At 30.1% G+C, this 22530-nt stretch carries 40 protein-coding genes; 5 read left to right on the top strand and 35 right to left on the bottom strand.

Annotation, left to right across the window (positions count from 1 at the left end):
• Nucleotides 1-4: 4 nt before the first annotated feature.
• The 8 genes from N534_RS0101985 to N534_RS0101950 all read right to left on the bottom strand — a co-directional run bounded on the left by N534_RS0101985 (nucleotide 5) and on the right by N534_RS0101950 (nucleotide 5577).
• Nucleotides 5-739, bottom strand: coding sequence for a hypothetical protein (locus tag N534_RS0101985; RefSeq protein ID WP_028890869.1), 735 nt, complete (start codon nucleotides 737-739; stop codon nucleotides 5-7).
• Nucleotides 740-839: 100 nt separating this feature from the next.
• Entirely contained in the window at nucleotides 840-1403 is a 564-nt protein-coding gene (locus N534_RS0101980; RefSeq protein ID WP_028890868.1) for a hypothetical protein, read from the bottom strand.
• A 1-nt stretch (nucleotide 1404) separates the two neighbouring features.
• Complete coding sequence (locus N534_RS0101975) at nucleotides 1405-1845, bottom strand: hypothetical protein (protein WP_028890867.1); 441 nt, start codon at nucleotides 1843-1845, stop codon at nucleotides 1405-1407.
• A 40-nt stretch (nucleotides 1846-1885) separates the two neighbouring features.
• Nucleotides 1886-2863: a hypothetical protein gene (locus N534_RS0101970; RefSeq protein ID WP_028890866.1), complete on the bottom strand. Its 978-nt coding sequence runs from the start codon at nucleotides 2861-2863 to the stop codon at nucleotides 1886-1888.
• A gap of 2 nt (nucleotides 2864-2865) precedes the next feature.
• Nucleotides 2866-4164 carry a S49 family peptidase gene (locus N534_RS14945; RefSeq protein ID WP_051435816.1) on the bottom strand — a complete coding sequence of 433 codons (1299 nt, stop codon included), beginning with the start codon at nucleotides 4162-4164 and terminating at the stop codon, nucleotides 2866-2868.
• 76 nt (nucleotides 4165-4240) lie between these two features.
• The gene (locus N534_RS0101960) at nucleotides 4241-4714 is read right to left on the bottom strand and encodes a hypothetical protein (RefSeq protein ID WP_028890865.1); all 474 of its coding nucleotides are present in this window, start codon (nucleotides 4712-4714) and stop codon (nucleotides 4241-4243) included.
• A gap of 73 nt (nucleotides 4715-4787) precedes the next feature.
• Nucleotides 4788-5291 carry a hypothetical protein gene (locus tag N534_RS0101955; protein ID WP_028890864.1) on the bottom strand — a complete coding sequence of 168 codons (504 nt, stop codon included), beginning with the start codon at nucleotides 5289-5291 and terminating at the stop codon, nucleotides 4788-4790.
• 52 nt (nucleotides 5292-5343) lie between these two features.
• The gene (locus N534_RS0101950) at nucleotides 5344-5577 is read right to left on the bottom strand and encodes a hypothetical protein (protein WP_028890863.1); all 234 of its coding nucleotides are present in this window, start codon (nucleotides 5575-5577) and stop codon (nucleotides 5344-5346) included.
• A gap of 532 nt (nucleotides 5578-6109) precedes the next feature.
• On the opposite strand from N534_RS0101950, the gene N534_RS0101945 reads away from it, so the two are divergent.
• A complete protein-coding gene (locus N534_RS0101945; RefSeq protein ID WP_028890862.1) occupies nucleotides 6110-6406 on the top strand; it encodes a hypothetical protein in 297 nt (98 codons plus the stop codon).
• Nucleotides 6407-6532: 126 nt separating this feature from the next.
• Here N534_RS0101945 and N534_RS15265 read toward each other — a convergent pair whose 3' ends face one another.
• Entirely contained in the window at nucleotides 6533-6682 is a 150-nt protein-coding gene (locus N534_RS15265) for a hypothetical protein (protein WP_156025528.1), read from the bottom strand.
• A gap of 38 nt (nucleotides 6683-6720) precedes the next feature.
• Here N534_RS15265 and N534_RS0101935 point away from each other — a divergent pair, with 38 nt between their 5' ends.
• Nucleotides 6721-7029, top strand: coding sequence for a hypothetical protein (locus N534_RS0101935; RefSeq protein ID WP_028890861.1), 309 nt, complete (start codon nucleotides 6721-6723; stop codon nucleotides 7027-7029).
• 5 nt (nucleotides 7030-7034) lie between these two features.
• Here N534_RS0101935 and N534_RS15260 read toward each other — a convergent pair whose 3' ends face one another.
• The 18 genes from N534_RS15260 to N534_RS0101835 all read right to left on the bottom strand — a co-directional run bounded on the left by N534_RS15260 (nucleotide 7035) and on the right by N534_RS0101835 (nucleotide 16578).
• Nucleotides 7035-7187 (bottom strand): hypothetical protein, encoded by a 153-nt coding sequence (locus N534_RS15260; protein WP_156025527.1) that lies wholly within the window; start codon nucleotides 7185-7187, stop codon nucleotides 7035-7037.
• A gap of 4 nt (nucleotides 7188-7191) precedes the next feature.
• Nucleotides 7192-7332, bottom strand: coding sequence for a hypothetical protein (locus N534_RS15255; RefSeq protein WP_156025525.1), 141 nt, complete (start codon nucleotides 7330-7332; stop codon nucleotides 7192-7194).
• Between the two features lies 1 nt (nucleotide 7333).
• Nucleotides 7334-7525 carry a hypothetical protein gene (locus N534_RS0101925; protein ID WP_028890860.1) on the bottom strand — a complete coding sequence of 64 codons (192 nt, stop codon included), beginning with the start codon at nucleotides 7523-7525 and terminating at the stop codon, nucleotides 7334-7336.
• 4 nt (nucleotides 7526-7529) lie between these two features.
• A complete protein-coding gene (locus N534_RS15250) occupies nucleotides 7530-7670 on the bottom strand; it encodes a hypothetical protein (RefSeq protein ID WP_156025525.1) in 141 nt (46 codons plus the stop codon).
• Between the two features lie 8 nt (nucleotides 7671-7678).
• Entirely contained in the window at nucleotides 7679-7960 is a 282-nt protein-coding gene (locus N534_RS0101920) for a hypothetical protein (protein WP_028890859.1), read from the bottom strand.
• Nucleotides 7961-8229: 269 nt separating this feature from the next.
• Nucleotides 8230-9108: a hypothetical protein gene (locus tag N534_RS0101910; protein ID WP_028890858.1), complete on the bottom strand. Its 879-nt coding sequence runs from the start codon at nucleotides 9106-9108 to the stop codon at nucleotides 8230-8232.
• 37 nt (nucleotides 9109-9145) lie between these two features.
• On the bottom strand, nucleotides 9146-9310 hold the full coding sequence (locus tag N534_RS15245; protein ID WP_156025524.1) for a hypothetical protein: 165 nt from the start codon (nucleotides 9308-9310) through the stop codon (nucleotides 9146-9148).
• An 11-nt stretch (nucleotides 9311-9321) separates the two neighbouring features.
• Nucleotides 9322-9558, bottom strand: coding sequence for a hypothetical protein (locus tag N534_RS0101900; RefSeq protein ID WP_028890857.1), 237 nt, complete (start codon nucleotides 9556-9558; stop codon nucleotides 9322-9324).
• Between the two features lie 210 nt (nucleotides 9559-9768).
• The gene (locus N534_RS0101890) at nucleotides 9769-9978 is read right to left on the bottom strand and encodes a hypothetical protein (protein ID WP_028890855.1); all 210 of its coding nucleotides are present in this window, start codon (nucleotides 9976-9978) and stop codon (nucleotides 9769-9771) included.
• A gap of 290 nt (nucleotides 9979-10268) precedes the next feature.
• A complete protein-coding gene (locus N534_RS0101880) occupies nucleotides 10269-10547 on the bottom strand; it encodes a hypothetical protein (RefSeq protein ID WP_028890853.1) in 279 nt (92 codons plus the stop codon).
• An 11-nt stretch (nucleotides 10548-10558) separates the two neighbouring features.
• On the bottom strand, nucleotides 10559-14035 hold the full coding sequence (gene dnaG, locus N534_RS14940; RefSeq protein WP_028890852.1) for a DNA primase: 3477 nt from the start codon (nucleotides 14033-14035) through the stop codon (nucleotides 10559-10561).
• Complete coding sequence (locus N534_RS0101870; RefSeq protein ID WP_028890851.1) at nucleotides 14032-14250, bottom strand: hypothetical protein; 219 nt, start codon at nucleotides 14248-14250, stop codon at nucleotides 14032-14034. The genes dnaG and N534_RS0101870 overlap by 4 nt, the downstream gene beginning before the upstream one ends.
• A 119-nt stretch (nucleotides 14251-14369) precedes the next feature.
• Entirely contained in the window at nucleotides 14370-14621 is a 252-nt protein-coding gene (locus N534_RS0101865) for a hypothetical protein (protein ID WP_028890850.1), read from the bottom strand.
• 190 nt (nucleotides 14622-14811) lie between these two features.
• Entirely contained in the window at nucleotides 14812-15402 is a 591-nt protein-coding gene (locus N534_RS0101855; protein ID WP_028890848.1) for a LuxR C-terminal-related transcriptional regulator, read from the bottom strand.
• Nucleotides 15403-15417: 15 nt separating this feature from the next.
• Nucleotides 15418-15621, bottom strand: a complete 204-nt coding sequence (locus tag N534_RS0101850; RefSeq protein WP_028890847.1) for a hypothetical protein — start codon at nucleotides 15619-15621, stop codon at nucleotides 15418-15420.
• A 1-nt stretch (nucleotide 15622) separates the two neighbouring features.
• Entirely contained in the window at nucleotides 15623-15862 is a 240-nt protein-coding gene (locus N534_RS0101845) for a hypothetical protein (RefSeq protein ID WP_028890846.1), read from the bottom strand.
• 3 nt (nucleotides 15863-15865) lie between these two features.
• Nucleotides 15866-16225 (bottom strand): HNH endonuclease, encoded by a 360-nt coding sequence (locus N534_RS14270; RefSeq protein ID WP_038005206.1) that lies wholly within the window; start codon nucleotides 16223-16225, stop codon nucleotides 15866-15868.
• A 107-nt stretch (nucleotides 16226-16332) separates the two neighbouring features.
• Entirely contained in the window at nucleotides 16333-16578 is a 246-nt protein-coding gene (locus N534_RS0101835) for a hypothetical protein (RefSeq protein WP_028890845.1), read from the bottom strand.
• A gap of 109 nt (nucleotides 16579-16687) precedes the next feature.
• Between N534_RS0101835 and N534_RS14935 the strand changes: the two genes are divergently transcribed.
• Both N534_RS14935 and N534_RS0101825 read left to right on the top strand, forming a co-directional pair.
• The gene (locus N534_RS14935; protein WP_051435815.1) at nucleotides 16688-17083 is read left to right on the top strand and encodes a hypothetical protein; all 396 of its coding nucleotides are present in this window, start codon (nucleotides 16688-16690) and stop codon (nucleotides 17081-17083) included.
• 118 nt (nucleotides 17084-17201) lie between these two features.
• Complete coding sequence (locus N534_RS0101825) at nucleotides 17202-17444, top strand: hypothetical protein (RefSeq protein ID WP_156025522.1); 243 nt, start codon at nucleotides 17202-17204, stop codon at nucleotides 17442-17444.
• A gap of 2 nt (nucleotides 17445-17446) precedes the next feature.
• Here N534_RS0101825 and N534_RS0101820 read toward each other — a convergent pair whose 3' ends face one another.
• The 6 genes from N534_RS0101820 to N534_RS0101795 all read right to left on the bottom strand — a co-directional run bounded on the left by N534_RS0101820 (nucleotide 17447) and on the right by N534_RS0101795 (nucleotide 20959).
• Nucleotides 17447-17629 (bottom strand): hypothetical protein, encoded by a 183-nt coding sequence (locus tag N534_RS0101820; protein WP_028890843.1) that lies wholly within the window; start codon nucleotides 17627-17629, stop codon nucleotides 17447-17449.
• Nucleotides 17630-17682: 53 nt separating this feature from the next.
• Nucleotides 17683-18372, bottom strand: coding sequence for a hypothetical protein (locus tag N534_RS0101815; RefSeq protein ID WP_028890842.1), 690 nt, complete (start codon nucleotides 18370-18372; stop codon nucleotides 17683-17685).
• On the bottom strand, nucleotides 18341-18532 hold the full coding sequence (locus N534_RS0101810) for a hypothetical protein (protein ID WP_028890841.1): 192 nt from the start codon (nucleotides 18530-18532) through the stop codon (nucleotides 18341-18343). The genes N534_RS0101815 and N534_RS0101810 overlap by 32 nt, the downstream gene beginning before the upstream one ends.
• Nucleotides 18533-18594: 62 nt before the next feature.
• The gene (locus N534_RS0101805; protein WP_028890840.1) at nucleotides 18595-19239 is read right to left on the bottom strand and encodes a response regulator transcription factor; all 645 of its coding nucleotides are present in this window, start codon (nucleotides 19237-19239) and stop codon (nucleotides 18595-18597) included.
• Nucleotides 19240-19601: 362 nt separating this feature from the next.
• The gene (locus N534_RS0101800) at nucleotides 19602-20483 is read right to left on the bottom strand and encodes an MBL fold metallo-hydrolase (RefSeq protein WP_028890839.1); all 882 of its coding nucleotides are present in this window, start codon (nucleotides 20481-20483) and stop codon (nucleotides 19602-19604) included.
• A 41-nt stretch (nucleotides 20484-20524) separates the two neighbouring features.
• Complete coding sequence (locus tag N534_RS0101795; RefSeq protein ID WP_028890838.1) at nucleotides 20525-20959, bottom strand: GNAT family N-acetyltransferase; 435 nt, start codon at nucleotides 20957-20959, stop codon at nucleotides 20525-20527.
• 29 nt (nucleotides 20960-20988) lie between these two features.
• Between N534_RS0101795 and N534_RS0101790 the strand changes: the two genes are divergently transcribed.
• Complete coding sequence (locus tag N534_RS0101790; RefSeq protein WP_028890837.1) at nucleotides 20989-21435, top strand: GNAT family N-acetyltransferase; 447 nt, start codon at nucleotides 20989-20991, stop codon at nucleotides 21433-21435.
• Nucleotides 21436-21544: 109 nt separating this feature from the next.
• Here the strand turns inward: N534_RS0101790 and N534_RS0101785 are convergent, their stop codons facing one another.
• Nucleotides 21545-21748, bottom strand: a complete 204-nt coding sequence (locus N534_RS0101785; RefSeq protein ID WP_156025521.1) for a hypothetical protein — start codon at nucleotides 21746-21748, stop codon at nucleotides 21545-21547.
• Between the two features lie 437 nt (nucleotides 21749-22185).
• Nucleotides 22186-22380, bottom strand: coding sequence for a cold-shock protein (locus tag N534_RS0101780; RefSeq protein WP_028890835.1), 195 nt, complete (start codon nucleotides 22378-22380; stop codon nucleotides 22186-22188).
• Between the last annotated feature and the right edge of the window lie 150 nt (nucleotides 22381-22530).

The following is a 22530-nucleotide window of genomic DNA, read 5'->3' as shown; positions in this document are numbered from 1 at the left end:
ACAACTAACCCTTATTTATCAAATTATTTAACTCATTTACATTTTGATCTAATACCAAAATTTTTGCCTCTGCTTTTTCTAAAGCAACTTCTTTTTTGGTTCGTTGACTTTTGGACAAATTTTGTCCTAATTCAACCATTAACTTTTTAACTCTTGCTTTTTGTTTACTTCGAGCCTCCCGCTTACTCTTTATTCTAAGTAATAACTGTGCAGGAGTTAAGTCAGAATAGTTTTGTTCGGTTATATCTAACACCACTTTGTGGTCCACATAATGCTTTAAGATTTTTTGAATTGAATCTATCTTATCAAAAGTATTTTCAATTTCAATACATAACGATAACGCTTTAGCTTCCTCAAGCTCATGAAGTTCATTTAACTGAAGTTTTAAAGAAATAGCCTTTTGAAATAAATCTCTTTGCTCTCTTGCTTTACCATGCAACGAAGTATGCAACTCGTTTAATCTATAAAAAAATTGTGTTTTTGATTGGTGAGTAACTGTAACAACATTATTAGATTCTGGTACAATCTCAGGAATAACTGATTCCTTGTCAACTTTATCCTCGATAGCACCTTCTTCTTTATACTTAGATAATTCGTACGCTAACTTTTCCTCATTAGCTTTCGACTGCTTTTTAAAAAACAAACGAACCAAATTAGGTTTAGCACCTGGTAAGGTGCTGTATAAAATAATTCCTTGTTGGTAATCTTGTACGTTTGTAAACCACTCATTAACTTTCATAGTGTAAAAGTGGCAATTGTCAAATTTTTAGAATAGGACACAAAAAAACCACCTATTCAGGTGGTTTTTTAGAATTAATCAAATAAAAACGATGAAATAATTAAGCAGCTGGTTGAACATCAACCGTACCAGTATAAATAGGGGCGTCATATTTCTGTTTGTCTTGAAACACTAATGTAGTAGTGTTTTCTCCTTCTAAAGCAGGTTCAATTTTACTGTTAGATTCTAACAATTTACCTGGGAACTTCGCAGAACCTATTTGTCGTAAATTACCACTTTCGTGTTCAGTAGCTAAAACAATTAAGTCCTTTCCTTTTGCCCAACGTTTAAAGCCTAGAATTTCTGCTTTTGACCCTAACATTTGAATAGTTAGCTTATTTTCTTGAACTGGTGATTTAGTAGGATCTCCAATTTGTGCTGTTTCTAAACCAACGGTTTCGCTAATGGCTTTAATTTTAGTAAATCCAAAACCAACATTAAACGTATGCGGGGTTGCAATGGTTACCAAATCTGCTAAAGTAGCAGCAGGAGTATCACCATCGCGCTCTGCAGGCTCGGTAAGTGAAGTGAAATGCTCTAATAAAGCAACATACACCTCAGTATGTGAAAAACCACCAGACACTTCGCTGGTAGCTCCTCCAATATTTTCAATTTTAATACTCATGTTACTTTACTTTTTTAAGTCCTGAGAATTTTGCTTCAATTAAAGCTTTCATTAAAGACTCATCTTTAACAGCTTCTACCGACTTATGCTTGTTTCCTTTAAATCTAAAAGAATCCACTAAAAACTGATATCCTTTATAAACAGGTTTATCACTTTCAGTTGGTTTTGCATTTGCTTCCTTCAATTGCTTTTCTAATCCTGCAATAGTTACATCCTTTGCTTTTAAAGCTTCATCTTTATTAGCTACTTGATCTTTTAAATCAGAAATTTCTGATTCAGTTTTTGAAACTTGTTCATTAACTGCATCTTCAATAGCAGCTTCCTTTTTTGCTACTTCTTCTTTTAATTCTGCAATGGTAGCATCTTTTGCTTCTAATAAAGCTTTGTTATCTGTAACTTCAGCGGTTTTATCCGCTGAAGCATTTGTTTGTGTGTTTGCCATTTTTAAAGTGTTGTTTTAAAAAAAATAAATTTTACTAATCCTAAACTGGTTTATACGCATAAACCAATTCATTAAATAAGAAACCAAGTCCTTCTCTCCAATCTCCCATAACAGACACCTCTCTTTTCGCACCTTCAATTCTAATAGGGTTCATTTTTTTCTTAGGAGTGATATGAACAAAATTCTTTTTAGTAGTACCAAAAATAATTCCTGTACCCTTTAACGAAGGCATTGGCGCTAACTCTACATTATCCATAAAATCAACTTTATAAGCTTTATTCTCTGTATAATTAGTGTCAGCTCCGTGAGTATTTCTTTTATCTCTTAAATACCACTTTAACAATGAAGGTTCTAAACCAATTATAATTGGTTCGTCTTCAATTTCAGTATCAAAATTATCTACGAACTCTTCAATCATATCAAATGCATTTGAAGAAGACACAGCAGCTGATAAAACAACAGGGTTCATTAAGCTATGTGGTGTTACAGTACCTGCAATACCATCATCAATTAATTTAACCAATCCATTCATACACGTAGAAGCTGCTCCAGCTGTTCCTGGTGTCGGCGCAACATAAACACCCTTACCGTAAGCTTGCGTTTCTAAGTCATGCTTTTTCTGCTCAAGAATATGAACTTCTAAGAACCATTTTACAAAAGGCCACTTAGCTCTATCAGCTTCAGCAACTTTAGTTAAGAAACCTAAATAAGTTTCTTCCAACTCATCAGGATAAAAACCTGTATCGATTTTCATCTTATATGTCGGAATATCATTTGGCTTAACTGTTAATTGCCCCTTATCTGTAAATTTAGATTGGAAAGGCTGAATAACTTCACTCATATAAGTTTGAGGAGCTCTATAAACAGTAGCATCCGAAACAATAGGAGTAGCATAACTAGGTGTTTTTGTTTGTTGTTTCTGTAAAGAAATCAACTGTTTTTCATTAGCACTACCAGGAATGTAGTAGGCACCGTATTCAGATACAATATCTGCAACTTGTAAAGTATTATCTGCCATTTTTATAGGTTTTCGATTGTTTCTTGTAATTTACTTGTAGCATCTCCAGTAAAATATTCATCCGTAGACGCTTGAGGAGTGGTTTGTTTAGCTCCATCTTTACCTCCATACTCAGCTACTAAGTCAGCTAAAGCTTGTATTCCTTCAACATTACTCATATCAGCAGCGTTTTCTACTCCTGCTTCGGTTAATGCTGTTTGAATCGCATTTGTTACGTTAGTTGCCTCAGTAGTTGCATTTGTTAATTCAGTTGCATTTTCAGTTGCATTTTCTAAAGCAGTTGCTTGTTCTTGCAATTGGTTTTCAATCGCATTTGCTTGATCATCGGTTAGCAATAAACCAGTTTCATTTTCTGCTTCTGAAAATTGCTCGCCAATAACAGCTTCTAGATTAGGTACATTTAATCTTGCCATGTTATTTGAATTGTTTTGATTGTTTGAATTATTGTTTGCTTTTGATAATTCAAATACCTTATCAATAGCAGTTTGAAGTGTTCCTATTTCGTCTATTAATCCTAGACTTAAAGATTTTTCAGCATCATAAGTTCCTCCTGTTAGAACTTCTTCAGAGATATTTTCTCTAGCTGATTTCATATCATTATGAAATGTTTCTGTTATAGGGTCTAAAACATTTTTTATATAGCCTTCAGGATTCCCTTTTAAAAGATCTTCAAAATCTTTGTTTTTATTTGTTGACTTTGTAGCATACTCAGTAATAACCTTAGCTCCTTTCTTCTCATAAAAACCAGTCATATCAACAAAATGAATCATAGTTCCAATGCTTCCAATTGCATCAGCTCTTTTATTTGCAACAATATGAGAAGAAGCACTCCCTATATAATAAGCAGCACTACACATTAAACCATCAGTATAAGCGACAACTGGTTTCGAATAATTTTTAATAAAATCGTGAAACTCTGGAGTACCTGAAACTTGACCTCCTCCACTATCAATATCTAAAACAACACCTTTACAATTTGGGTCATTTTCATAAATTGACATGATTTTTTGCTTCGACTTTGTACCTCGTGGTCCACATTCTTGATTGTACTTATAAATTGGGTTTTTTATAGAAACAACCAGAACATAGTTATCTTTATTTGTTTCGTTATTAAAACTAGAAGCAGCTATAAGAGACTTGTTATTTCCAAAAATAAAAGCTTCTGGTTTTGATTTATCAGAAGTTTTAAATGTAATTTTTCCATTTAAAATTGAATAAAGAGAAGGTAACAACGCTTGTCCGTAATCTTTTTCAATAAACCAACGACCTGTAATTAAAGAATGTAAATTATTAATACTCATTGTAATATGCTTTTTGCACATTACAAACTTAGCTTCACACTAAAACTTAAAATAGGACACGGTTTTAAAACTGTGCTTAATCGTTGATATACACAGGCTTTTGTGGTATTTTACCAAATACCGAAACTCGAATTAAAGAACCGTCTTGTAGTTTTTTTCCGTTTAAATTAGTGTAGGTAAACTCTAAAGGAAATAGTTTTGAACCATACATTTTTTGTTGCCCGTAATGTTTAATACCAATTAAAACAACATGCTTATGTATGTAATTATTAAAGTAAGAGTCAATATCTTTAGTTTGTATATTTAATTCAAACTGAGCTCTAATATCGTAATAGGTTCCGTGTTTGTTAGTTCTTGGAGTTTCTGTTATGGTTATATTTTCAGCAATCGGTAAAATATCTAAAGTATCATCAGAAGGTTCAATTACAATAGATGAAGCATTTGTATTTGTTAATACTTTTGGCGAGCTAATAATTTCTTCTGGAGTAACAATTTGAACATTAAACCAACCTCCTATTTGCTCAAAATTTGCAGTATTTTGTGTAGTCATAAATTTATAATTTTAGGACAAAAAAAAGATTCTGAAATTTTGTCCTAGTCTGTACCCATTATAAACAAAGGGCTTAAACATGTTGCTCTTTTAAGGCTTCTGCAACTTTGTCCTTTTTATACCTCGAATATTGACGGTAAACAGAGTCTGCACTTAGCTCATCTTCAGTTATATCAAAAAAACTTAAATACTGGCTAATAGCTCTAATTGCATTTTGTTTTATTATTGAGTTATACTCTTCGTTATATATTTTCAATTCATTATCTCTAGATATTTCAATGTAGCTATACAAATCATTATAAAATACCTTTCTAATCATAACTTCTAAACGCGATAACTTTACCTTACTTACAGAAAAGCCAACATCACATACTACAGAATAAGGAATAGCAACAGGAAAATAGTCTTCCTTCTTAATGCTTTCATTCGATTTCCGATACTCTTTGTCTAAAATATCAATAACGTAAGCTCCTAGCCATGAACTTCTGGAAGCATGATGTATTTTACCAAATTTTTTGTATAAATACTTTTTTAGATAGGGTTTAAGAGGGATGTTTAGAATTATACTTCCTGTCATTTCTTAATCAATTGAATTCAACTTAAATATAGCTAAAAAAGTAGTGAAACCGTTACATTTTCACTACTTTTTTTTCGTAATTTTTACCACCTAAAGACTTGCTATACTGAACCTTAACACCTTCGTCTTTATTTACTACTTCAAATCTATTCACTCCATTTTTTTGAAGGTTTTTAATAGTTTCTTCAGGGTTTTTTGTAGTTACTTTTTCCATAGTAGCTACCGATCTGTTTTTTTGAGTTTTAATAACCTCCTTAAAAATTTCAATTTGATTGCTTGTTGCCATGATTTTTAATTTTTACCAAATATAAAATGGTGAGCAGTGGTAAAATAGGACTTGTTTTATAGTAACCTGTTTTTTGTTGGAATTCCGTTCAACTTTTCCAACAAAACAACCAAAACACTAATAATCAATAGTTTAAATTTTTAAACACTGTTGGAAAAAGTTGAACGACTTGTAAAAATGTTGGAACGAAAAAAAACGCGTTCACCTTTTTCCAACATTTTAACACGCATAAAACAAGATAAAACAAATACTAACTTATTAAATATCAAATACTTACTATAAATAATATTTATAATGTTGGAATTGTTGAACTGTTGAACGAAATATCTCGCTCCTTTTTGCTCTAAATGTTTTTTACTTTGGGGGTTCGGGGGTTGGTTGAATTTTTAAAGTTTGAAAATTGATAATTTGTAAAAAATAATAGGTTTTATTGAATTGAGTTCAACTGTTCAACATTTGCGTAAACTTTACATAGTTGGCAATAGTAAAGTTGAACCTTTTGTAAATTTGTAAGATCATAACACTGGAGAAGATGAATATTTCTTTACTTGAAGAGCTTTGCAAAAAGCATGGTAGAATTGTTTTTGAGAACTTTAAAAGTTCGGTTGAGAATAATCCTTTCGGAAAAATAAACGAGGGTATTATTAGTGATTGTTTGCAATTTGAAGTTGACCAGGAGTTTGGAAGGAAAGTTTTAAAGGAATGGATAAAAACAAACAATCTGAACTCGAAAGCTCAGATTGATATGGTAAATGATATTGTTAATGGTTACAAAAAAACAATTGTTAATACTTCGTTAACTTGGGTGAAAAACAAATACGTATTATAATTAACTTAAATGATTGTAATTAAATACATACTCGTTGCACTATTACTTTTATTTGTGCTTCACATGCTTAGTGAAGGTTTTAAAGATTTTATGGATTAGCTTCATTTAGTTTTCAATTCGTTTTATCTACAGATTATTTACTAAATGATTAATCATTGATTTTTTTACTTTTTTAGCTCCCTCTTCTCCTAAAAGAGATTTAATATTATTTAGATACCTATCTAAAAAAATATTCTGTTCTTTGATTTCGTCTTGTATTTCCTGTTCTCTAGTCATTATTTCTACACTTTTTCTTTATTTTGTTTATTTGTATTATGTATAACTTCAGTTACCTTTTTAATAATCGTACTTATTATTTCAGAGTTATAAATGGACGTGTTTCATATCTAGATAAATACGAAATTCCAATGCATTTTGATTCAGCATATAACACCTATTTTATTGATGATGAATTATTAAATAGAAAATTTCATGGTGTAAAAAACTTATCATTTGAAGATGTTAATCATGTTTTTCAATTTTCTCCAATCTACACCCCAGTGATTATGTTTCCATTACTTGTGCATTTTAGCAAAAACAGAAACCGATTATTTCAAATAAATCAAAACAACTTTCTCATCTAAAAAATCTACAGTATTTTCTTTAAATCGTTAATAATATTGTTGCAACATTTTATCACGCCTTGATTGTACTCTCCTGAATTATCATTTGGTAATTCGTGTTGCTCTTTATAAAATTGATACCTATCAATTTCTTGCTGTATTTTTTCTTTATAGGTCATTTAACTACACTAATTTTATTTTTTGTTCTAACAAATACATTCGTTCTATTAGATCTGAATGTTCCTCTGGACTATTCGAAACATAATTTGGGCAATTGTCGTTTATCCACCAGAATAGCCTCCACCAATTTTTTGAATCTATCATACTACTGTTTTTTTCCGTTAATTGTTAAAATGGTACTGCCTTCTAAATTCGAATGAATAAGCCCTCCTTGTGCTATTGCGTAAATTCCTTTTTTATCCAAAACACTAGAATATCCATCCTTAACAGTCCAATCGAAATAATAACCGCTTATTGTGATTATATCTCCATCTTTTAAATTTTGTGTTGTATTCATTTTATTACACTAATTTTATTTTTTGTTCTAACAAATACATTCGTTCTATTAGATCTGAATGTTCCTCTGGACTATTCGAAACATAATTTGGGCAATTGTCGTTTATCCACCAGAATAGCCTCCACCAATTTTTTGAATCTATCATACTACTGTTTAAAAATTCTTACTTAATATTTCACCTAAATGAATGATATAAACTTTTTCTAAAGGCGCACCCCATTGAGCTAACCCTATTCCCTCAAAAACATACAAACATTTTACCACGATCTGCCTTCTATCTTTAGCATAACCATTTGAAAATGTTATCGTGTCGTAGTCTTGTGAATACAGTCTTTTTTCCCAATAAGGCTTTATAGTCCTGTATTCCTCTTTTTTTATTCCTGAAGCAATCATATCAAACCATTGCTTTTTTAAGTTTAAATGAAGTGTTCTCATAACTACAGTTTTTTTTAGGGTTGATAACTTTCTGTTTTTTATTCAATAGTTTCCACTATCTTTATATTATTAAAATTAAGTTCATGGATTTATTATTGATTTTTTTTCAAAATTGGTCTATAGAGGATTTAGAATTATTTATTTTAATTTTTGAATTTTCTTTAGAATTATTTATTTCAATTTTTGAATTTTTTAAAAAAATCTTTTTTTTACCACTTTGTGCCATTTAGTACCATAATAGCTACAATTTGTTTGTTATTTGTTTTTAATTAAAATACCTGACAACCTGAAGCACAATTTTCTTCTAAATCGAATAAATCGCTTTCATAAATGTACTCATCTGTTGCTCTTGTAAATGGTTGTTTAGCCATTCTTACTAAATCTTCAATGGTTCTGTAACCTCTATAAAAAGTTTGTAAACCATTGTTTTGTTCCATTAATTCATTATAACTTGGTTTCCCCTTAATAGGAACTTCTCCATAAGTTTTAATCATTTTATCCCACCAATCCCCCATATTAGGTTCTTCTTTTAAAATAGTCATTAACTTACGGTTTGATTTTGCAAAACACATATCGCAATTCCCTTTATATGCAGGTATTGAAATTTGGATCGGTTGGTTTTTCCAAAATCTGTTTCTTTCTTTACTATCAATTTTATAATCCATCAAAGGATAAAAAACATTGTTAGTTTTATAGTCTTTTCTAACTCTATCAATTTCATCAATTCGCAAACCAACAGCAACTGAATAGTTGTCTTTACCAAAAATACTATCTGCGTATTTGCGCAATACTTCAAGCTTCATATCTCTGTTACACCATTTATTCTCTTTATTTGGTATTCCAAATTTTCTTATCCCTGTTTCAAATATTTCGCCTTTACGCTTTAGGTTTTTATACTCAACTATTTTAGGAGTAACACCAATTTTTTTTTCGTGAAATTCTGCTTCAATCCAAGTCATATTTAGATTATAGTGCTTGTTACATTCATTCATAAAGTGTAAACTTTCATTTCTCTCTTTAGAAGTGTTTGCCATCGCATAAATTATTTTATGGTCTGGAAACCATACAGGCAACATTATAGCCATCATTACGCTACTATATCCAGCAGATACAGAACAAAATATATTTTTATTATTTTCTAATTTCATTGTTTTGCGTTTTGATTGCGTAGGTGAAAACCTACAATTATTTTGATGGAGCATTTTTCCAACATTCAGTGCATGGACCACCATAAGGGTCGTCAGTTAAATTTCCACATCCTATAGGGCAAAAGTCAAAATCTAACTCTTCATCTTTAATTTCACGCCCAAGGGTAATTCCATTTTTACTTCTTTTAATTTGTATTTTCATAATTCTTCAGTTTAATTTATACCTAATGCTCTTTGAATTTCAAATCTTTGTGCATCTTTTCCCTTTTGGAAAACATCTTTTAACACATCTGACCATCTAGAATATTTATCTACTTTAATTTTACCCCATCCATCTAGCTCATAGGTTGAAAAATATCTATGTTCAAAACCTAAATTTTTTAAGCTATCAACTATGTTTTTCTGAAAAACAGTTAATTTTTGATAGTTGCTTAATTCTTCTTTTGTCATTATTTCTACTGTTTAGTTATTATCTGTTTGTTTTTAAACATTAATCTTGACGTATTATGATCTATTTCTCTAATTATCAAAGAATGTATTATTAATCCAAAAAAAGTAATTGTGTAATTGAAATCAAAAACAGGAATACTCATATTACCAACACGTTTCCAATATTTTGCAATCACATATATTTTAATTTTTATCATCTTTACTACAGTTTTAAAATGTTAATGGATTGAACGTATATTTTAAAGGGATATAGTCTAAACGATTAAAATATATTTCTCCTTTTGAATCTTTACTCATCACTTTATGTCCTATTATTTGAATTATTGTAAAATTCTTTTTACCTCTGAATCTGTTACCCCTAGTTGTAAATTGTATAACATCATCTTTTTTAGCTTTGTTTATTATATCTTGAAGCGTCATATTTACTACTATTAATTTGTTGTTTGTCTGACAATGTCTTTATCCAATGTGATTTCAAAATCATCGTGCCAAGAATTAGTTTCTCCACAACTTAGCTCATATGAAATTCTACCTGATCTTATATTTATTGATGTAACTAATCTTAACTTTTGATCAGAATCAGTCTTTAAATAAACTTCTTGACCTATGTTGAATTCATTTTTTATAAACATCATTATCTACTATTATTTTTGTATTCATAAAACATGTTTTAAGTTTATAGTTATTTGTAATAGTTTCTTATAATTAGTTTAACCAAAGCTGTTTTTAGCAATCCAAACCATCTTAAGATCTAACCATTCTTTAAGCTCGTCTTGATTACAATATTCTGTTAATCTTCTAGGAGTTTGTTCTATAATTCCGGTAACGGATGATTGCAACCAATACACCATTCCTACTCTTAAAATATCTCTTTTATAAAAAGGGCTATACACTTTAAAATCTTCAGGTAATGCCTGTACTAATTCAATTTCTGCCACTTGCCTTGGTAACACATAAGGTCTTGGTTCAAATGCTGTTAAGGTTGCCATATCTTTTTTAATTAAATTGATACAATTGCTGGTTCGTTTTTAGAAACTTCAGAGTTTTCGATTTCTCCCTCTGGACTAAAAAATCCACTATTTGATACCTCTTCATCCAAATCTTCTTCTAGCGTTACCAATCCTTTTTCTACCATCATAGTGTAGTTAAAGGCGTAACAACTTTGAGTTCCTGCAGTACCAAATCGTTTTCCTTTTATTAAGCCGATAAAGTAAGGGCGAGATTTAAAGTAATTTCTTAGTGTAGTTTGGTTTAATACATCTACTCCTTCACGTGTAGTAGCTTCTTTATTGTAGAATTGATACACCGATTTTAAGCGTAAGTACAATATTTGATCTCGTTGCTGATTGTCGTAAGTAGTTTCACTTCTTTTTTCTCCAATAACTTTAACAGAAATATCTCGTTTAATAACAAAGTCTTGTTGATCTTTAATTCGTTTTTGCTCAAATAACCAGGTAAGAATATTCCAAAATTCATTTAATCCGCTACTATCAGATATTTGCTCGGTGTTAGAAATTATTAAGTCTTTACATAGTTCAAGTACCTTTTCAGAATCAAAAGAAAAATTGATTTTGTCTTTAAGTATCTCGAAAGTTGTAAATAACATCGAAGTGTTTTTAAATACACGCTCATCGTACTGCTCATTACCTAAAGAATCTTTTAAAGTACGTTCAGATTCTGCATAGGTTCTAGGTAATGATTTTTCAAAGTAATCTCTATGTTCAATAACTCTACATCCTAAACTACTTAGTCCTTCGTTGGTAACGTTTAACAAGTCGGTAAAGTTTCCTTTTTGCTCGCTTGTACGGTTTTCCTTTTTAAAATACAATCCGATAGTACGGTTACCTAAAGCTCCATCTTTAAAGGTTGGCATAAACTGTCCGCAGTAATAAACAGCAGATAGTATTTTCTCTACCGTGGTTCTTTTGCTTCCAACATCTTTACTCTTTACACGTCCGTTTCCGTTCCATGCTCCCATTATTAAGTTAGCTACATCTTCTTTAATGTTTTTGTCTTGAAACTCATCACAAAACACAACAGTATTGGTAGTTCTTGTTAAAGTTTTTGCTAAACCCGATGGTGTTACCTGGGTCAAATCGACCCCTGACATTCTGAAATAAAAAAAGTTTTGCAGTATTTCACCAAAGGCTGACTTTCCTGAACCTGTTTCGCCAAATCCACCTAATAACGGATACGAAGTATATCTTCGGATGTATAAATCTCTAAATAAAGCCCCGAAAGCGAATAAGATTCCTATAATTGCTTTATCATCAAAAACAGTAATCATTTTATCCATCCATTCATTTAAAGTAATTGGAGATTCTTTATACACAAAGTAGCGGTCGTTTTCGTATTCATCATCACCTTCTTGAGCATCTTTATACATTACGGAAAATGCAGGCGAATAAAAGTGTTCTATTTTTTGGTTATACTCACTGTCCTCTGTTTCAATGCCTTCTAAATGCATAATACCGTGTTTATTTACAGGTCTAAACTTTCCCTTCCAATCAACACCATTAGCAAATGCATAAAACCCTTTGCTATTCCAACCCATATTTAGCAACTCTAAGGCTGGTTGAAACTCTCGGTTAAACCTTCTCACGAACCTATCAAAATGCTCAGTTCTTACCCCATTATCTGTATAAAATAAGAATCCATTTTGACGAAACAAAAACCTTCTAAACTCGCTAAAACTTGCAAGCATTTCAGAGTCAAACTCAATTATTTTTTTCTGATTTGCTGTATTTGTTATTTCTGCAAGTCTTTTATTCTCTTTTTCTCCCATTATTTGAAATAATGGTTCAAACTTAAAATCACTACCTTCAATAAAATGACCATTTAAAGGAAAGAAAAACTGATTACCTATAGTTATAAATCCGTACTGTAAATACTCTTCTTTATCTCCTCCTTTTGGTAATTTTAAGTTTTGAGTTGAGTATAATTCTCCATCTTCTTCTTTTTTCTTCTTTGCTTCTTCCTGAGATTTTACTTCAAACTTTCCTATTTCGGCCTTTAATGCAGAAGCACTAATTTTTAACGTTTTTGCTATTAGCTTAACATACTCAGCACGTTTAATTTCATGTTTAATTTTAAAAAGAGTTTCAGCTATTTCAGTTACCGCAGCAGCTTTTTTGTAAGGATCTATTTTTTGAATTTCTTTTAACTCTTGAGTTCCTTGGCTTTTTACCAATTTTATTTCACTTAAAATGGCTTTATTTTCTGCTTTAGCATTAGCTAACTCTTCACCTTCTAAACCATCAATACTAATTATGGTTTCCTCCAACGTTTTAACTTGAAGCCTTGTAGACTCTTTTAACTCTTCGACATCTAAATCGTAACGATCTCTAATTACATCGAATTGAGAAACTTTGTACAAGATTGCATCTTGTTTATTATCATTTACCCAAGTATGCATATCTAATTGAGTTCGCGAGAAAGAATCAGGATCTTCACCATCAGGAAGCAAACAAATAGAAACATTTAGGCCATGTGATAAACAGATATCAATATCTCCATCTTTTTTAAGCATGGTTTTTATACCTGCTTTATCTCCATCACGTAATAAAATAACTTCTTCTGCATACTTTTTTAGCAATTGTGCATGCCTATCTGTTAATGCAGTACCACAAGAAGCAACTGTGTTTTCGCAACCGTTTTGGTGCATTGCAATTACGTCAGTATAACCTTCAGTAAGTATTACAGCTCCCTTTTTGTTGATTACATGCTTTGCTTGAAATAAGCCATACAACACAGCCGATTTATCATAAATCAAACTTTCTTTTGAGTTGATGTATTTATAGCCTTTATCAAGCTTCGGGTCGTTACTCTGTCTTCCACCAAAACCTACGACAGCTCCTTTTTCATTATGAATAGGAAACATAATTCGATTACGAAATACATCGTAACTTGTACTGTCTTTTGTTTTTGACAGTCCTAATTCTTTACTTACCGCAAGTGTTCCATTGTTTATGGTCCATTGAGTAAGCTTGTTATCATTTCCATTAAATCCTACTTGAAAAGCCAGTAAACTATCTTTATCAAAACCTCTGTCTTTAATTAGTTGTTTTGCCCAGTGAGTTTCTTCTAACTTATTAAACGCGGTAACAAAGTTCCTTGAAGCTTTTTCAGTTAAACTGTACATTTCTGCTTTTTGATCTAGCTTTCTTTGTACCTCTGGAGTAACTTCTTCTTTTTCTAAGTAAATGTTATGAATCTTAGCAATTATTTCAATTGCTTCTATAAAATCTACCGATTTAAATTGCATTACAAATTTTATAGCATCACCACCTAAACCTGTAGAAAAACATTTGAAAATTTGTTTTACTGGAGATACAGTAAAAGAAGCTGTTTTTTCACTAGAAAATGGCGATTTACATTTATATACACTTCCTGATTTTTCTAATGGTGAAAAAGAGTTAATTGTTTGAATTATATCGGCTTCTCTTACTCTATCTACAGATGTTTTTGTATATCTCATAAAATTACTTCGTGATAAAAGGTGAAAATTGCCACAGTGTTTCCTTCAGGATGCTTGTTACAGCTTACCTGTGGCATTTGTTTGTTTACTTGTATAGTTAAATCAGTAATTGAAAAGTTTTTAGGAACTGATACTATTAACCTGTTTTTCGCAATTCTTTTTTTGCATTCGGTGCAATTTTGAGTTACTGAGAGGTGTTTTAAGATGGTGTTCATAATAATCTTTTACTGTTTTTACTTCTTCATTGGTATTTTCATCGGGTATATTGCTTAAAATTTCCTGTAAATACCTATTGGCTTTTCGTTTAATTTCTGGATGAATTATATTGTAAACCCTACCCGCAAGAGACGTACTCAATTCCTTCTGTAATTGTAACCTCATTCGCTCTATCTGCATCGAATTTGGCAAGTGCTTCGGCATCTTGTTTTTCAACTCGAGTTCGTAGTTCTGGTATTTTTTCATCATAATAACCCATTAATCGATTATATACATCTTCTCTATATTCTGGTGAGTTTCTCTTTTTAAGTAATGCTTGTTTTTGATCGTAAACTCTTTGCAAGTAGGCTAATAATTGTAGTGTATTCATTTTTTCTCAGGCTTAATTAAATAGTAGATAAATAACACAAATGGTATTACTAACAGAGTTGTTACAAAAGATCTAATTCCTAATTCTGAAAAACCTAACCATATTGTTCTGGCAATAATTATGAAAATCACAAAAAAATCTATAATTAGTATAAGACCAAGAACACCACTCATATTATCATTTTTTTTCATTACGCTATAATTTTGTGTTTTAAACTTAGTTTTAGCAGCTCTCCTTTACAGTCAATATTTAATAGTTTGAAAAGCTTTTGCTTGTGAGAATCAAGGGTTTTTATTGAGATATTTAAAACCGATGCTATGGCTTTATCTGGTAAGTTTTCGCCAATTAAATCAACAATAGTTAGTTGACGTGGCGTAAGAACTACATCGCCAATATTTATGTTTTTAGAGTTCCATAATAAACTTGGGCAGTTTGCTTTGTCTCTAAAGTTTTCTGATAACGATAACTGTCCGTTTTCAATATCTGGTGTACAATCTAATTCACCATACATATAGTAGGTAAATAACTCTACTTGAACACGTAAATGAGGGGTTACTTCTTGTAAAAACTCTACTGCTTTGGCATCAGCTAAATATGCTGCTTTTAAAAGATTGTAATACCTAAGTGGTAAATCTTTAAAGTAACGTGTAGATCCGTTTTGAATCCATAAAACTTGTTTTGTTTTTCGTACTCCGACAAACTCTATGTTGTTGTCTCCTGGTAACACACCTGCTATTTGTGGTATGTTCGAAAATTTTGTAGTTTTGCCTGTGTTAATCATGACGATTTCTATTTATTAATGATTAATATTCCTATCCGTAGTTACCGCTACGGATTTTTTTATTCTTATTGCTTTTTCAATGGCTTTTTCAACTGCTATTCTTCCTGGGTTATCTATTGCAGCTTTACTAACACTAACCTTGTAGTGTGCAGTTGTAATTGCTAGTAATTCATTGTAACTATCCATTAAATCACGTAATAAAACGATGTTATTACTCATGTTAAAAAGATGAAGTTTCAGAAATACACTCTTGTTCAACCATATTTGCAAGCATACTGTATGCATCTTCTGATTCCTCTATGGTTTCTGTAGGTGCTGATAATTGATAATAAATCTTACCGTTTTGGTTAGATACTTCTATTCCTAACTCGCAACATTGGATTTTTTCTCCATTAGACCCGTGGTTTTCGTATTCAAAATCCATCCCGTAATCCATTAAAATTCCTGCTATTTTTTTCATTTGTTATTTATTTATAAGGTTTAATAATTCTTCATTTGTTATTAATAAATCAGATTTTGTAGTGTTACATTTAAAACAAAGCACTTGACCGTTTGAATTACAATCTTTTCCTCCTTTAGATAATGGTATAATATGGTCAAATGTTAAATCGGATTTACGCTCACATACTGCACATTCTCTTTTATGACCATTATCAACAAGTACTGAAGCTCTTTTAGAAATAAGTGGGCTATTCGCTTTTCTATATTTTCTGTTATTCACATTTTTTGGATAAAACCCAACTGCAACCAAATCTTCATATAAACAACATCTACTATTAAAACATAGTGGTTCAGTACACTTATTCTTCTTTATACATTTCATTATTGATTTGGTTAAAACCGCCTCACCTAGAGCGACGAGGCGGAAAAATTGCTTAATATGAAAAAATACGTGTTTGCTTACTCGCCAGTAACTGAGAACGTGGTTAACTATTTACTTTTTAATAAATCTTTACGCTTTTTGGCTGCTTCCTTTTTTCGTGCTGCTAATTCATAAATGGCAGTTTCAATTTCTTCATGTGATTGGCCATTCATTACATTGTGTATCATAGAAGCCGAATATTCTTCACCATCTTTATTTTTTATCCCCCTACTACGAAGACAGTTCAGAACATCGGCTACATATCTGTGTCCTAATATTTTTTTAAGCTTATTTTTTTCGCTCTTGGTTATCATAGAAATACCCTATTTGTTTATTTAAAGTTTTGTGATACTTTAGTGATAGTTTAGTGATACAAATATTAGAATGTTTTCTAACATATCCTAATATTTTCTAATTTATTTTATGACACACAAAGAAAAAATATTGGAATTCGTAGGTACAACGGGGCTTAACAAGACTCAATTTTGCAAAAAATGTGGGTTAAGTAATGGGTATCTGGATACAAAAGGAGCAATTACGACCGATAAACTAGTATCTATATTAGAAAATTTTAGGATGTTGAATTTAAAATGGTTGCTTTTTGATGAAGGAGAAATGATACTTTCCTCTGAAAAAAAAGATATGGTTAACGAAGAACCGTCTACCTATAAACTTGAAAAAACTAAAAATGACCTTGAAATATTTGCGCTTAACGCTAAGCTTGAAGCTTTAAAAAAAGAGTTTGACCTACTAAAAGACAATATGTTTCAAATTGTTGAAGACAAGCTTAATGAAGCTATAAACAATAAAGAGATATAAACTAAAATAAATTACTATGAAAAAACAACTTTCAATTCTATTTATCCTTGTAAGCACAGTGTGTTTTTCGCAAGAATTTGCCTTTTCAAAAATTTTACATAAAGAGCAAATAAAAAAAATGAAAGGAATAATAAAAATTGATGAAAACAAACTAACCTTTTTCATAAATGATTTAGAAGATACTTACGAAATTAGAAAAGTTTACGAAGACGAAACTTACACACAATTTAAAGGGAAAAAAGGGGAAGACACTTTAGTAAGGTTTACAATTAACAAAACTGAAAAGACAAAAACTATTCTTTATGAGGTTAAAGATACATTTGCCAACACTTACAGTAAAGTACTTTACTATTTAGATTAAAATTAATTCAATCCAAAAAACATATTATACCCAGGTTTGCTCTGGGTATTTTTTTTTGTTTTAAGTTCTTCTAATTCATTTTTAAGTATTAGTAACTCATAGTATTTTTCAAAATCAGATAATTCTGGGTTTAATTCAATATCTCGGATAGCTTTATTTATTTCTAAAATTTTAGAAACATCCATAGTAAAGTAAAATTATGTTATGAAAATAGTACTTGAATTTAAAGGGAATGTACTTATTTGTTTTGAGCAATTTTTTTAATCATATCTAGCATTTCTTCTCTCTTTTCTGGCTTAGTGTTTTTGAAGGTGAATTTGGCTACTTCCATAAAATCAGAATTTAACTTTTCAATAGTATCCTTTTTTTGCTTCGTTAAAATATAAACTATTGCTAAAGCACATATTGCAGTTAATATTGTAGCTAAATAATAAGAGAAACTGCTTAAATCTTGAAATGGTTGAAATATCCAATAAAAATAAAACAATGGTCCTAACAAAACTGTAACGTGTAATAAAACAAGACCCCTGTTTACTTTTTTTGATTTTAATGAGCTAAACATCATAAATAGTATATACACAAAAAAACAGATCATAGGACCTAATTCTGCCAAGAATATTTTTTTGTTTTTAAAACCAAAAAGTTCTTCTTCTTTTTTAATTTTAAAATATTCTTTTTTTGCTAAATCTTTATGGTTTTTTGCTAATACGTAATTATTGAATAAATCGGTGTTTTTCGAATAATCTTTTATAGGGTCAAGAGTTTTATTAACACTATCAATTGCTACTTGATATTGATTTTTGGCAATAAAAAATCCTTCACTATAATCATTAACAAATTCAAATGAAAATAATGAGGTAAGGCAAATAAATGCAATAATATATGTAGCTATGTTTTTAGTTTTCTGTGTCTTCAGGGTCTTCTGCACCTCCACCTCCTGGATTAGTGACATCTCCTTTGTTGATTCCGAATAATTCTTGTTCATGTAATTGTTGTTCTTTTTCTGTTGGTACCACTTCGTTTTCATCTGTACAAGAAGCAAAACCAATAACTAAAACCAAAGCAACTACTTTAAATAAATTTTTCATGATGTATTTTTAAAAATTAAGTTTTAAAAATACAATATTTTAGTTGCTAAGTGTTTAAATTGTTACTTCTTTGGCATGAAAAGCCTTGTTTTATGTTTTATAGCTACAGTAGCTAGTTGAAAATCTCCTATTACTCCTATTTTTTTTCGAATACGTTCTTTGTAACTTCTAAATGTAGAGGGTTTTAACTCCATTTTACTACAAATATCATCGTTATCAAACCCTTCTACTAATAGCTTTAAAACTTCTGTTTCTCTTTTTGATAAAACATCTGTAATTAAAACTTCTTCTTTAGTTTCAAGCTGCATATCAATAATTGCATCTCGCGCCAACTCTGAAAAATATGTTTTACCATTGTAAACTGCTTTAATTGCATCAACTATACAATTGGCAGATTCCTCTTTTAAAACATATCCCTTAGCACCATATTCAATAACTTTTTGAATAATTGTTGCTTCACAATAACTGGTTACCATGATAGGTTTTACTTTACTTTCAGTTTTTTGAAGATGCTTTAAAACGTCCAATCCATTAAAATAAGGCATTGATATATCGAGTAATAAAACATCGCAATAATTATTTTCTAACCAGTCAAGTAAACCATGTCCGTCAGTAGAAAAACCAACAACATTAATTCCACTAGCCTTTAACAACACTTTATATCCCTCAATAACGACTGGATGATCATCTACTAAAAAAACCTTCATTAATTTTTGATTTTAGCAAATGTAACCTTATGTATTTGATTAATTTGTAGACGATTGTCGCAAATGATAAAAAAGTGATACTTTTGTGAGAGTTTAGTGATAATAATTTATTTATTGTTTAAACCAACATGTAAATTATACAAGAAAAAGCATAAAATAAAAAAACTGAATTTAGCAAAATTAATGAAAACATTAGCTGTACAGGAGATTGACGCGTGTCAAATTCGTGTCAAATGAATGTAAATAAAAACAAAAACAAGATTGTAATTAACTGATTATCAATATCAAAAAAAACACATAAAAAGACAATAAAATCCCGTCTTCGCTACAAAACCCAAATCATTCGATTTGGGTTTTTATTTTTACTTAATTTTCAAACTTTTATAGATTGCTTCTTTAATTTTATCTTCCGTTATCCAGCCATTATAACCTTTATACTTTTCAGTTATTTTAGCATTATTCTTTACATCTTTTAAACTCGCCCCTTTTTCAATTTCTTTAAATATTTGCGTTTTTAAATCTTCCAACATTTCTAAATACTCTTTTAACTCTTCTTTTGTAGTCACTTTTCCATGACCAGGAATGATTTTAGTAGTAGTATCAGTAATTCTCATTATCGTTTTTATTCCTTTTATGTAACCATCAATACTTCCTCCTGAATCTATATCTATATACGGAAACTTTCCTTGAAAATAAGCATCACCTACATGCAACACATTGCTATTAACAAAATATACTAAAACATCTCCATCCGTATGCGCATTATGAATGTGTGTAATCAAAATAGGCTCTTCATTCATGTAAAACTGCATATCTTCTGAAAAAGTAATAACAGGCAATGCTTCTTCTGGAGAAGCTAGTCTTTTCTCTCCCCTAACAATTTGATCTACACTCATACGTTTTCGTACATTTTCATGAGAAACAATAATAGCTCCTTCTTTTTGAAAATTGGCATTTCCTCCTGTATGATCTCCATGCCAATGTGTATTTATTAAATAAGTTACTGGCTTATCCGTTATCGTTTTTATAGCTGCTTGTATTTTCTTACTTAAAGGTGCGAATTGATCATCAATCATAAAAACACAATCATCTCCAATAAAGAGACCTATATTACCTCCTTGACCTTTTAAAACATAAACACGGTCTGTTAGCTTTTCTGTAGTTATTTTCACTTCTTTTTCTTGTGATATTAAGTTCAATGAACTAAAAAAGAAGATTATAAATATTAATTGTAATGCTTTCATATTCTTATTGTTTTCACCTAGGTTACTATTTAAATAAACATCTAGCTTACAATATAATACATTTTAAAATGAGCTCCTACTTTTGAGACTTCAAATTCTTCTCCTGTAATTTTAAAACCTAAGTTTTCATAAAAACCAACTGCTTCTTTTCTAGCATTACACCATAAAGCGGTAATACTCTTCTCCTTTAAAATACTTTTTGCTTCTTCAATCAACATTTTTCCTGCTCCCATTCCTCTTACTTCAGGTAGCGTTGCCATTCCTCTTAATTGATATTGCTGTCCTTTAACAACATCAATTCTATTTCGCATAAAAGATGTTATACCTACTAACTTTTCTTCATAAAAAGCCCCTAAATGAAAGGTCCTTTTGTCTTCATCTCCCTCAAATTTAAATGGTAAATCGATATTATTTCTTAGTACCGATAATCGTATTTCGTACGTTTCTTGAGCCGATATATTTTTTATTTTTATCATCTTAATTTCTTTTAACTCAAAAATACAGAATGAATATACATTTCAAACCAATTAACAAAAAAGATATCCTCGATATTCTTCCACTTTTACAAAAGTTAAACACTACAACTCCTCAAGACATTTTAAAAACAAGAGTTTTAGAAATGATTACCTGTTCTAACTATGAATGCGTAGGTGCTTTTGACCAAAATAAGCTTATAGGTATTTCTGGTCTTTGGTATAGTATTAGACATTATGTAGGAAAAAGTGTAGAACCAGACCATGTTGTTATTGATGAAACTTACAGAGGGAACAATATTGGAAAACATTTTTTTAACTGGATATACGAGTACACCAAACAAAAAGGATGTGAAGCTATTGAGTTAAATACTTACACAGGTAATAGAAAATCACACAAATTTTATTACAATGAAGGTTTTGAAATCTATGGATTTCATTTTGTAAAAGTTTTACGAGACGACAAGAACTTTTATTAGAGCTGCAAAAATTATACTTTGTTTTTAATTTGTTTTTAATTTGTTTTCTAAAATTATGACAATAAAAAAGAGCTTCGGTTTGAAGCTCTTGAAGCAAGAAAAAGGAAAATTAATTCCTAAAACGATTAGCATAGTCTCTACAGAGTAAAGAATATTTATCCATAAAAGACTCTGATTCATGAACTGGTAAGTACTTAATCACCAAATAGTCTTCATCCGGCCAATAGTCTTCATCCAAGTTGTTTTCCATATCATAATCAAAATCACGTTTAAACTTTTCTAGAAAATACTTAATTTTTTCCTCCTTTGTCATTTTATTATAAGCTTTCATTATTTATTTTTTTAAAAATAAAACAATAAATTTTAGTTGCAAAAAATGTTAATTTGAAAGAAATATTTTTGTTTTTTTACTTCAAAAATTGTCAAAGAGCGTTTCAGTTTTAAGGTTCTAAAAACCTACAGTTTAAAAATCAGTAATATATAATCGATACTCCATTTATTACTCTAACTCAAAAGAGTATTTTAAAATGTTATAATTATCTTTTTGTATTTGTAGTATTTTCATAAATTCCTTGCTTTAATTTTTAGTTATTTGAAGCAGTTTTGTGAAATTCGTTTATCCAGAACAGTCTTTAATTATTCATTTTATTTTGAAAAACGACTCCTTTAAAATTTAAGCATAAAAAAAGACTATCTTTTCAGATAGCCTCTTTTGTATAGTTAGGTTTAGGTTATAAAACAACCACAACGTTAATCTACAATTTCTACATTAAAAGCGTTTAAGCCTTTTCTACCTTGTTCGGTATCGTAACGTACTTTATCATTCTCTCTAACATCGTCAATCAATCCTGAATTGTGTACAAAAATATCTTCTCCTGATTCTGATGATGTAATAAACCCAAATCCTTTTGAGCTGTTAAAAAATTTTACTGTGCCTTCTTGCATCTTACTTAAATTTTAAATTATTATATATGTTTTGTAAAAGAAGAACCTTTATATAACCCTTTATAATGTTATTACACACTTATAAAAGCTTTTATGCTTATAAACACTTAAAAAAAATAAAGGAATAATGAAATAAAAAAGGCAAGAAGA

It is taken from the genome of Tenacibaculum sp. 47A_GOM-205m (assembly GCF_000518405.1).
Taxonomy (GTDB): Bacteria; Bacteroidota; Bacteroidia; order Flavobacteriales; family Flavobacteriaceae; genus Polaribacter; species Polaribacter lutimaris.
This window is presented reverse-complemented; position numbering and strand designations above follow the sequence as displayed.

Bases quoted from the DNA above. Each gene is read 5' to 3' on its own strand.
- N534_RS0101985 (WP_028890869.1), bottom strand. From the start codon at position 739: ATGAAAGTTAATGAGTGGTTTACAAACGTACAAGATTACCAACAAGGA.
- N534_RS0101980 (WP_028890868.1), bottom strand. From the start codon at position 1,403: ATGAGTATTAAAATTGAAAATATTGGAGGAGCTACCAGCGAAGTGTCT.
- N534_RS0101975 (WP_028890867.1), bottom strand. From the start codon at position 1,845: ATGGCAAACACACAAACAAATGCTTCAGCGGATAAAACCGCTGAAGTT.
- N534_RS0101970 (WP_028890866.1), bottom strand. From the start codon at position 2,863: ATGGCAGATAATACTTTACAAGTTGCAGATATTGTATCTGAATACGGT.
- N534_RS14945 (WP_051435816.1), bottom strand. From the start codon at position 4,164: ATGAGTATTAATAATTTACATTCTTTAATTACAGGTCGTTGGTTTATT.
- N534_RS0101960 (WP_028890865.1), bottom strand. From the start codon at position 4,714: ATGACTACACAAAATACTGCAAATTTTGAGCAAATAGGAGGTTGGTTT.
- N534_RS0101955 (WP_028890864.1), bottom strand. From the start codon at position 5,291: ATGACAGGAAGTATAATTCTAAACATCCCTCTTAAACCCTATCTAAAA.
- N534_RS0101950 (WP_028890863.1), bottom strand. From the start codon at position 5,577: ATGGCAACAAGCAATCAAATTGAAATTTTTAAGGAGGTTATTAAAACT.
- N534_RS0101945 (WP_028890862.1), top strand. From the start codon at position 6,110: ATGAATATTTCTTTACTTGAAGAGCTTTGCAAAAAGCATGGTAGAATT.
- N534_RS15265 (WP_156025528.1), bottom strand. From the start codon at position 6,682: ATGACTAGAGAACAGGAAATACAAGACGAAATCAAAGAACAGAATATT.
- N534_RS0101935 (WP_028890861.1), top strand. From the start codon at position 6,721: ATGTATAACTTCAGTTACCTTTTTAATAATCGTACTTATTATTTCAGA.
- N534_RS15260 (WP_156025527.1), bottom strand. From the start codon at position 7,187: ATGACCTATAAAGAAAAAATACAGCAAGAAATTGATAGGTATCAATTT.
- N534_RS15255 (WP_156025525.1), bottom strand. From the start codon at position 7,332: ATGATAGATTCAAAAAATTGGTGGAGGCTATTCTGGTGGATAAACGAC.
- N534_RS0101925 (WP_028890860.1), bottom strand. From the start codon at position 7,525: ATGAATACAACACAAAATTTAAAAGATGGAGATATAATCACAATAAGC.
- N534_RS15250 (WP_156025525.1), bottom strand. From the start codon at position 7,670: ATGATAGATTCAAAAAATTGGTGGAGGCTATTCTGGTGGATAAACGAC.
- N534_RS0101920 (WP_028890859.1), bottom strand. From the start codon at position 7,960: ATGAGAACACTTCATTTAAACTTAAAAAAGCAATGGTTTGATATGATT.
- N534_RS0101910 (WP_028890858.1), bottom strand. From the start codon at position 9,108: ATGAAATTAGAAAATAATAAAAATATATTTTGTTCTGTATCTGCTGGA.
- N534_RS15245 (WP_156025524.1), bottom strand. From the start codon at position 9,310: ATGAAAATACAAATTAAAAGAAGTAAAAATGGAATTACCCTTGGGCGT.
- N534_RS0101900 (WP_028890857.1), bottom strand. From the start codon at position 9,558: ATGACAAAAGAAGAATTAAGCAACTATCAAAAATTAACTGTTTTTCAG.
- N534_RS0101890 (WP_028890855.1), bottom strand. From the start codon at position 9,978: ATGACGCTTCAAGATATAATAAACAAAGCTAAAAAAGATGATGTTATA.
- N534_RS0101880 (WP_028890853.1), bottom strand. From the start codon at position 10,547: ATGGCAACCTTAACAGCATTTGAACCAAGACCTTATGTGTTACCAAGG.
- dnaG (WP_028890852.1), bottom strand. From the start codon at position 14,035: ATGAGATATACAAAAACATCTGTAGATAGAGTAAGAGAAGCCGATATA.
- N534_RS0101870 (WP_028890851.1), bottom strand. From the start codon at position 14,250: ATGAACACCATCTTAAAACACCTCTCAGTAACTCAAAATTGCACCGAA.
- N534_RS0101865 (WP_028890850.1), bottom strand. From the start codon at position 14,621: ATGAATACACTACAATTATTAGCCTACTTGCAAAGAGTTTACGATCAA.
- N534_RS0101855 (WP_028890848.1), bottom strand. From the start codon at position 15,402: ATGATTAACACAGGCAAAACTACAAAATTTTCGAACATACCACAAATA.
- N534_RS0101850 (WP_028890847.1), bottom strand. From the start codon at position 15,621: ATGAGTAATAACATCGTTTTATTACGTGATTTAATGGATAGTTACAAT.
- N534_RS0101845 (WP_028890846.1), bottom strand. From the start codon at position 15,862: ATGAAAAAAATAGCAGGAATTTTAATGGATTACGGGATGGATTTTGAA.
- N534_RS14270 (WP_038005206.1), bottom strand. From the start codon at position 16,225: ATGAAATGTATAAAGAAGAATAAGTGTACTGAACCACTATGTTTTAAT.
- N534_RS0101835 (WP_028890845.1), bottom strand. From the start codon at position 16,578: ATGATAACCAAGAGCGAAAAAAATAAGCTTAAAAAAATATTAGGACAC.
- N534_RS14935 (WP_051435815.1), top strand. From the start codon at position 16,688: ATGACACACAAAGAAAAAATATTGGAATTCGTAGGTACAACGGGGCTT.
- N534_RS0101825 (WP_156025522.1), top strand. From the start codon at position 17,202: ATGAAAGGAATAATAAAAATTGATGAAAACAAACTAACCTTTTTCATA.
- N534_RS0101820 (WP_028890843.1), bottom strand. From the start codon at position 17,629: ATGGATGTTTCTAAAATTTTAGAAATAAATAAAGCTATCCGAGATATT.
- N534_RS0101810 (WP_028890841.1), bottom strand. From the start codon at position 18,532: ATGAAAAATTTATTTAAAGTAGTTGCTTTGGTTTTAGTTATTGGTTTT.
- N534_RS0101805 (WP_028890840.1), bottom strand. From the start codon at position 19,239: ATGAAGGTTTTTTTAGTAGATGATCATCCAGTCGTTATTGAGGGATAT.
- N534_RS0101800 (WP_028890839.1), bottom strand. From the start codon at position 20,483: ATGAAAGCATTACAATTAATATTTATAATCTTCTTTTTTAGTTCATTG.
- N534_RS0101795 (WP_028890838.1), bottom strand. From the start codon at position 20,959: ATGATAAAAATAAAAAATATATCGGCTCAAGAAACGTACGAAATACGA.
- N534_RS0101790 (WP_028890837.1), top strand. From the start codon at position 20,989: ATGAATATACATTTCAAACCAATTAACAAAAAAGATATCCTCGATATT.
- N534_RS0101785 (WP_156025521.1), bottom strand. From the start codon at position 21,748: ATGACAAAGGAGGAAAAAATTAAGTATTTTCTAGAAAAGTTTAAACGT.
- N534_RS0101780 (WP_028890835.1), bottom strand. From the start codon at position 22,380: ATGCAAGAAGGCACAGTAAAATTTTTTAACAGCTCAAAAGGATTTGGG.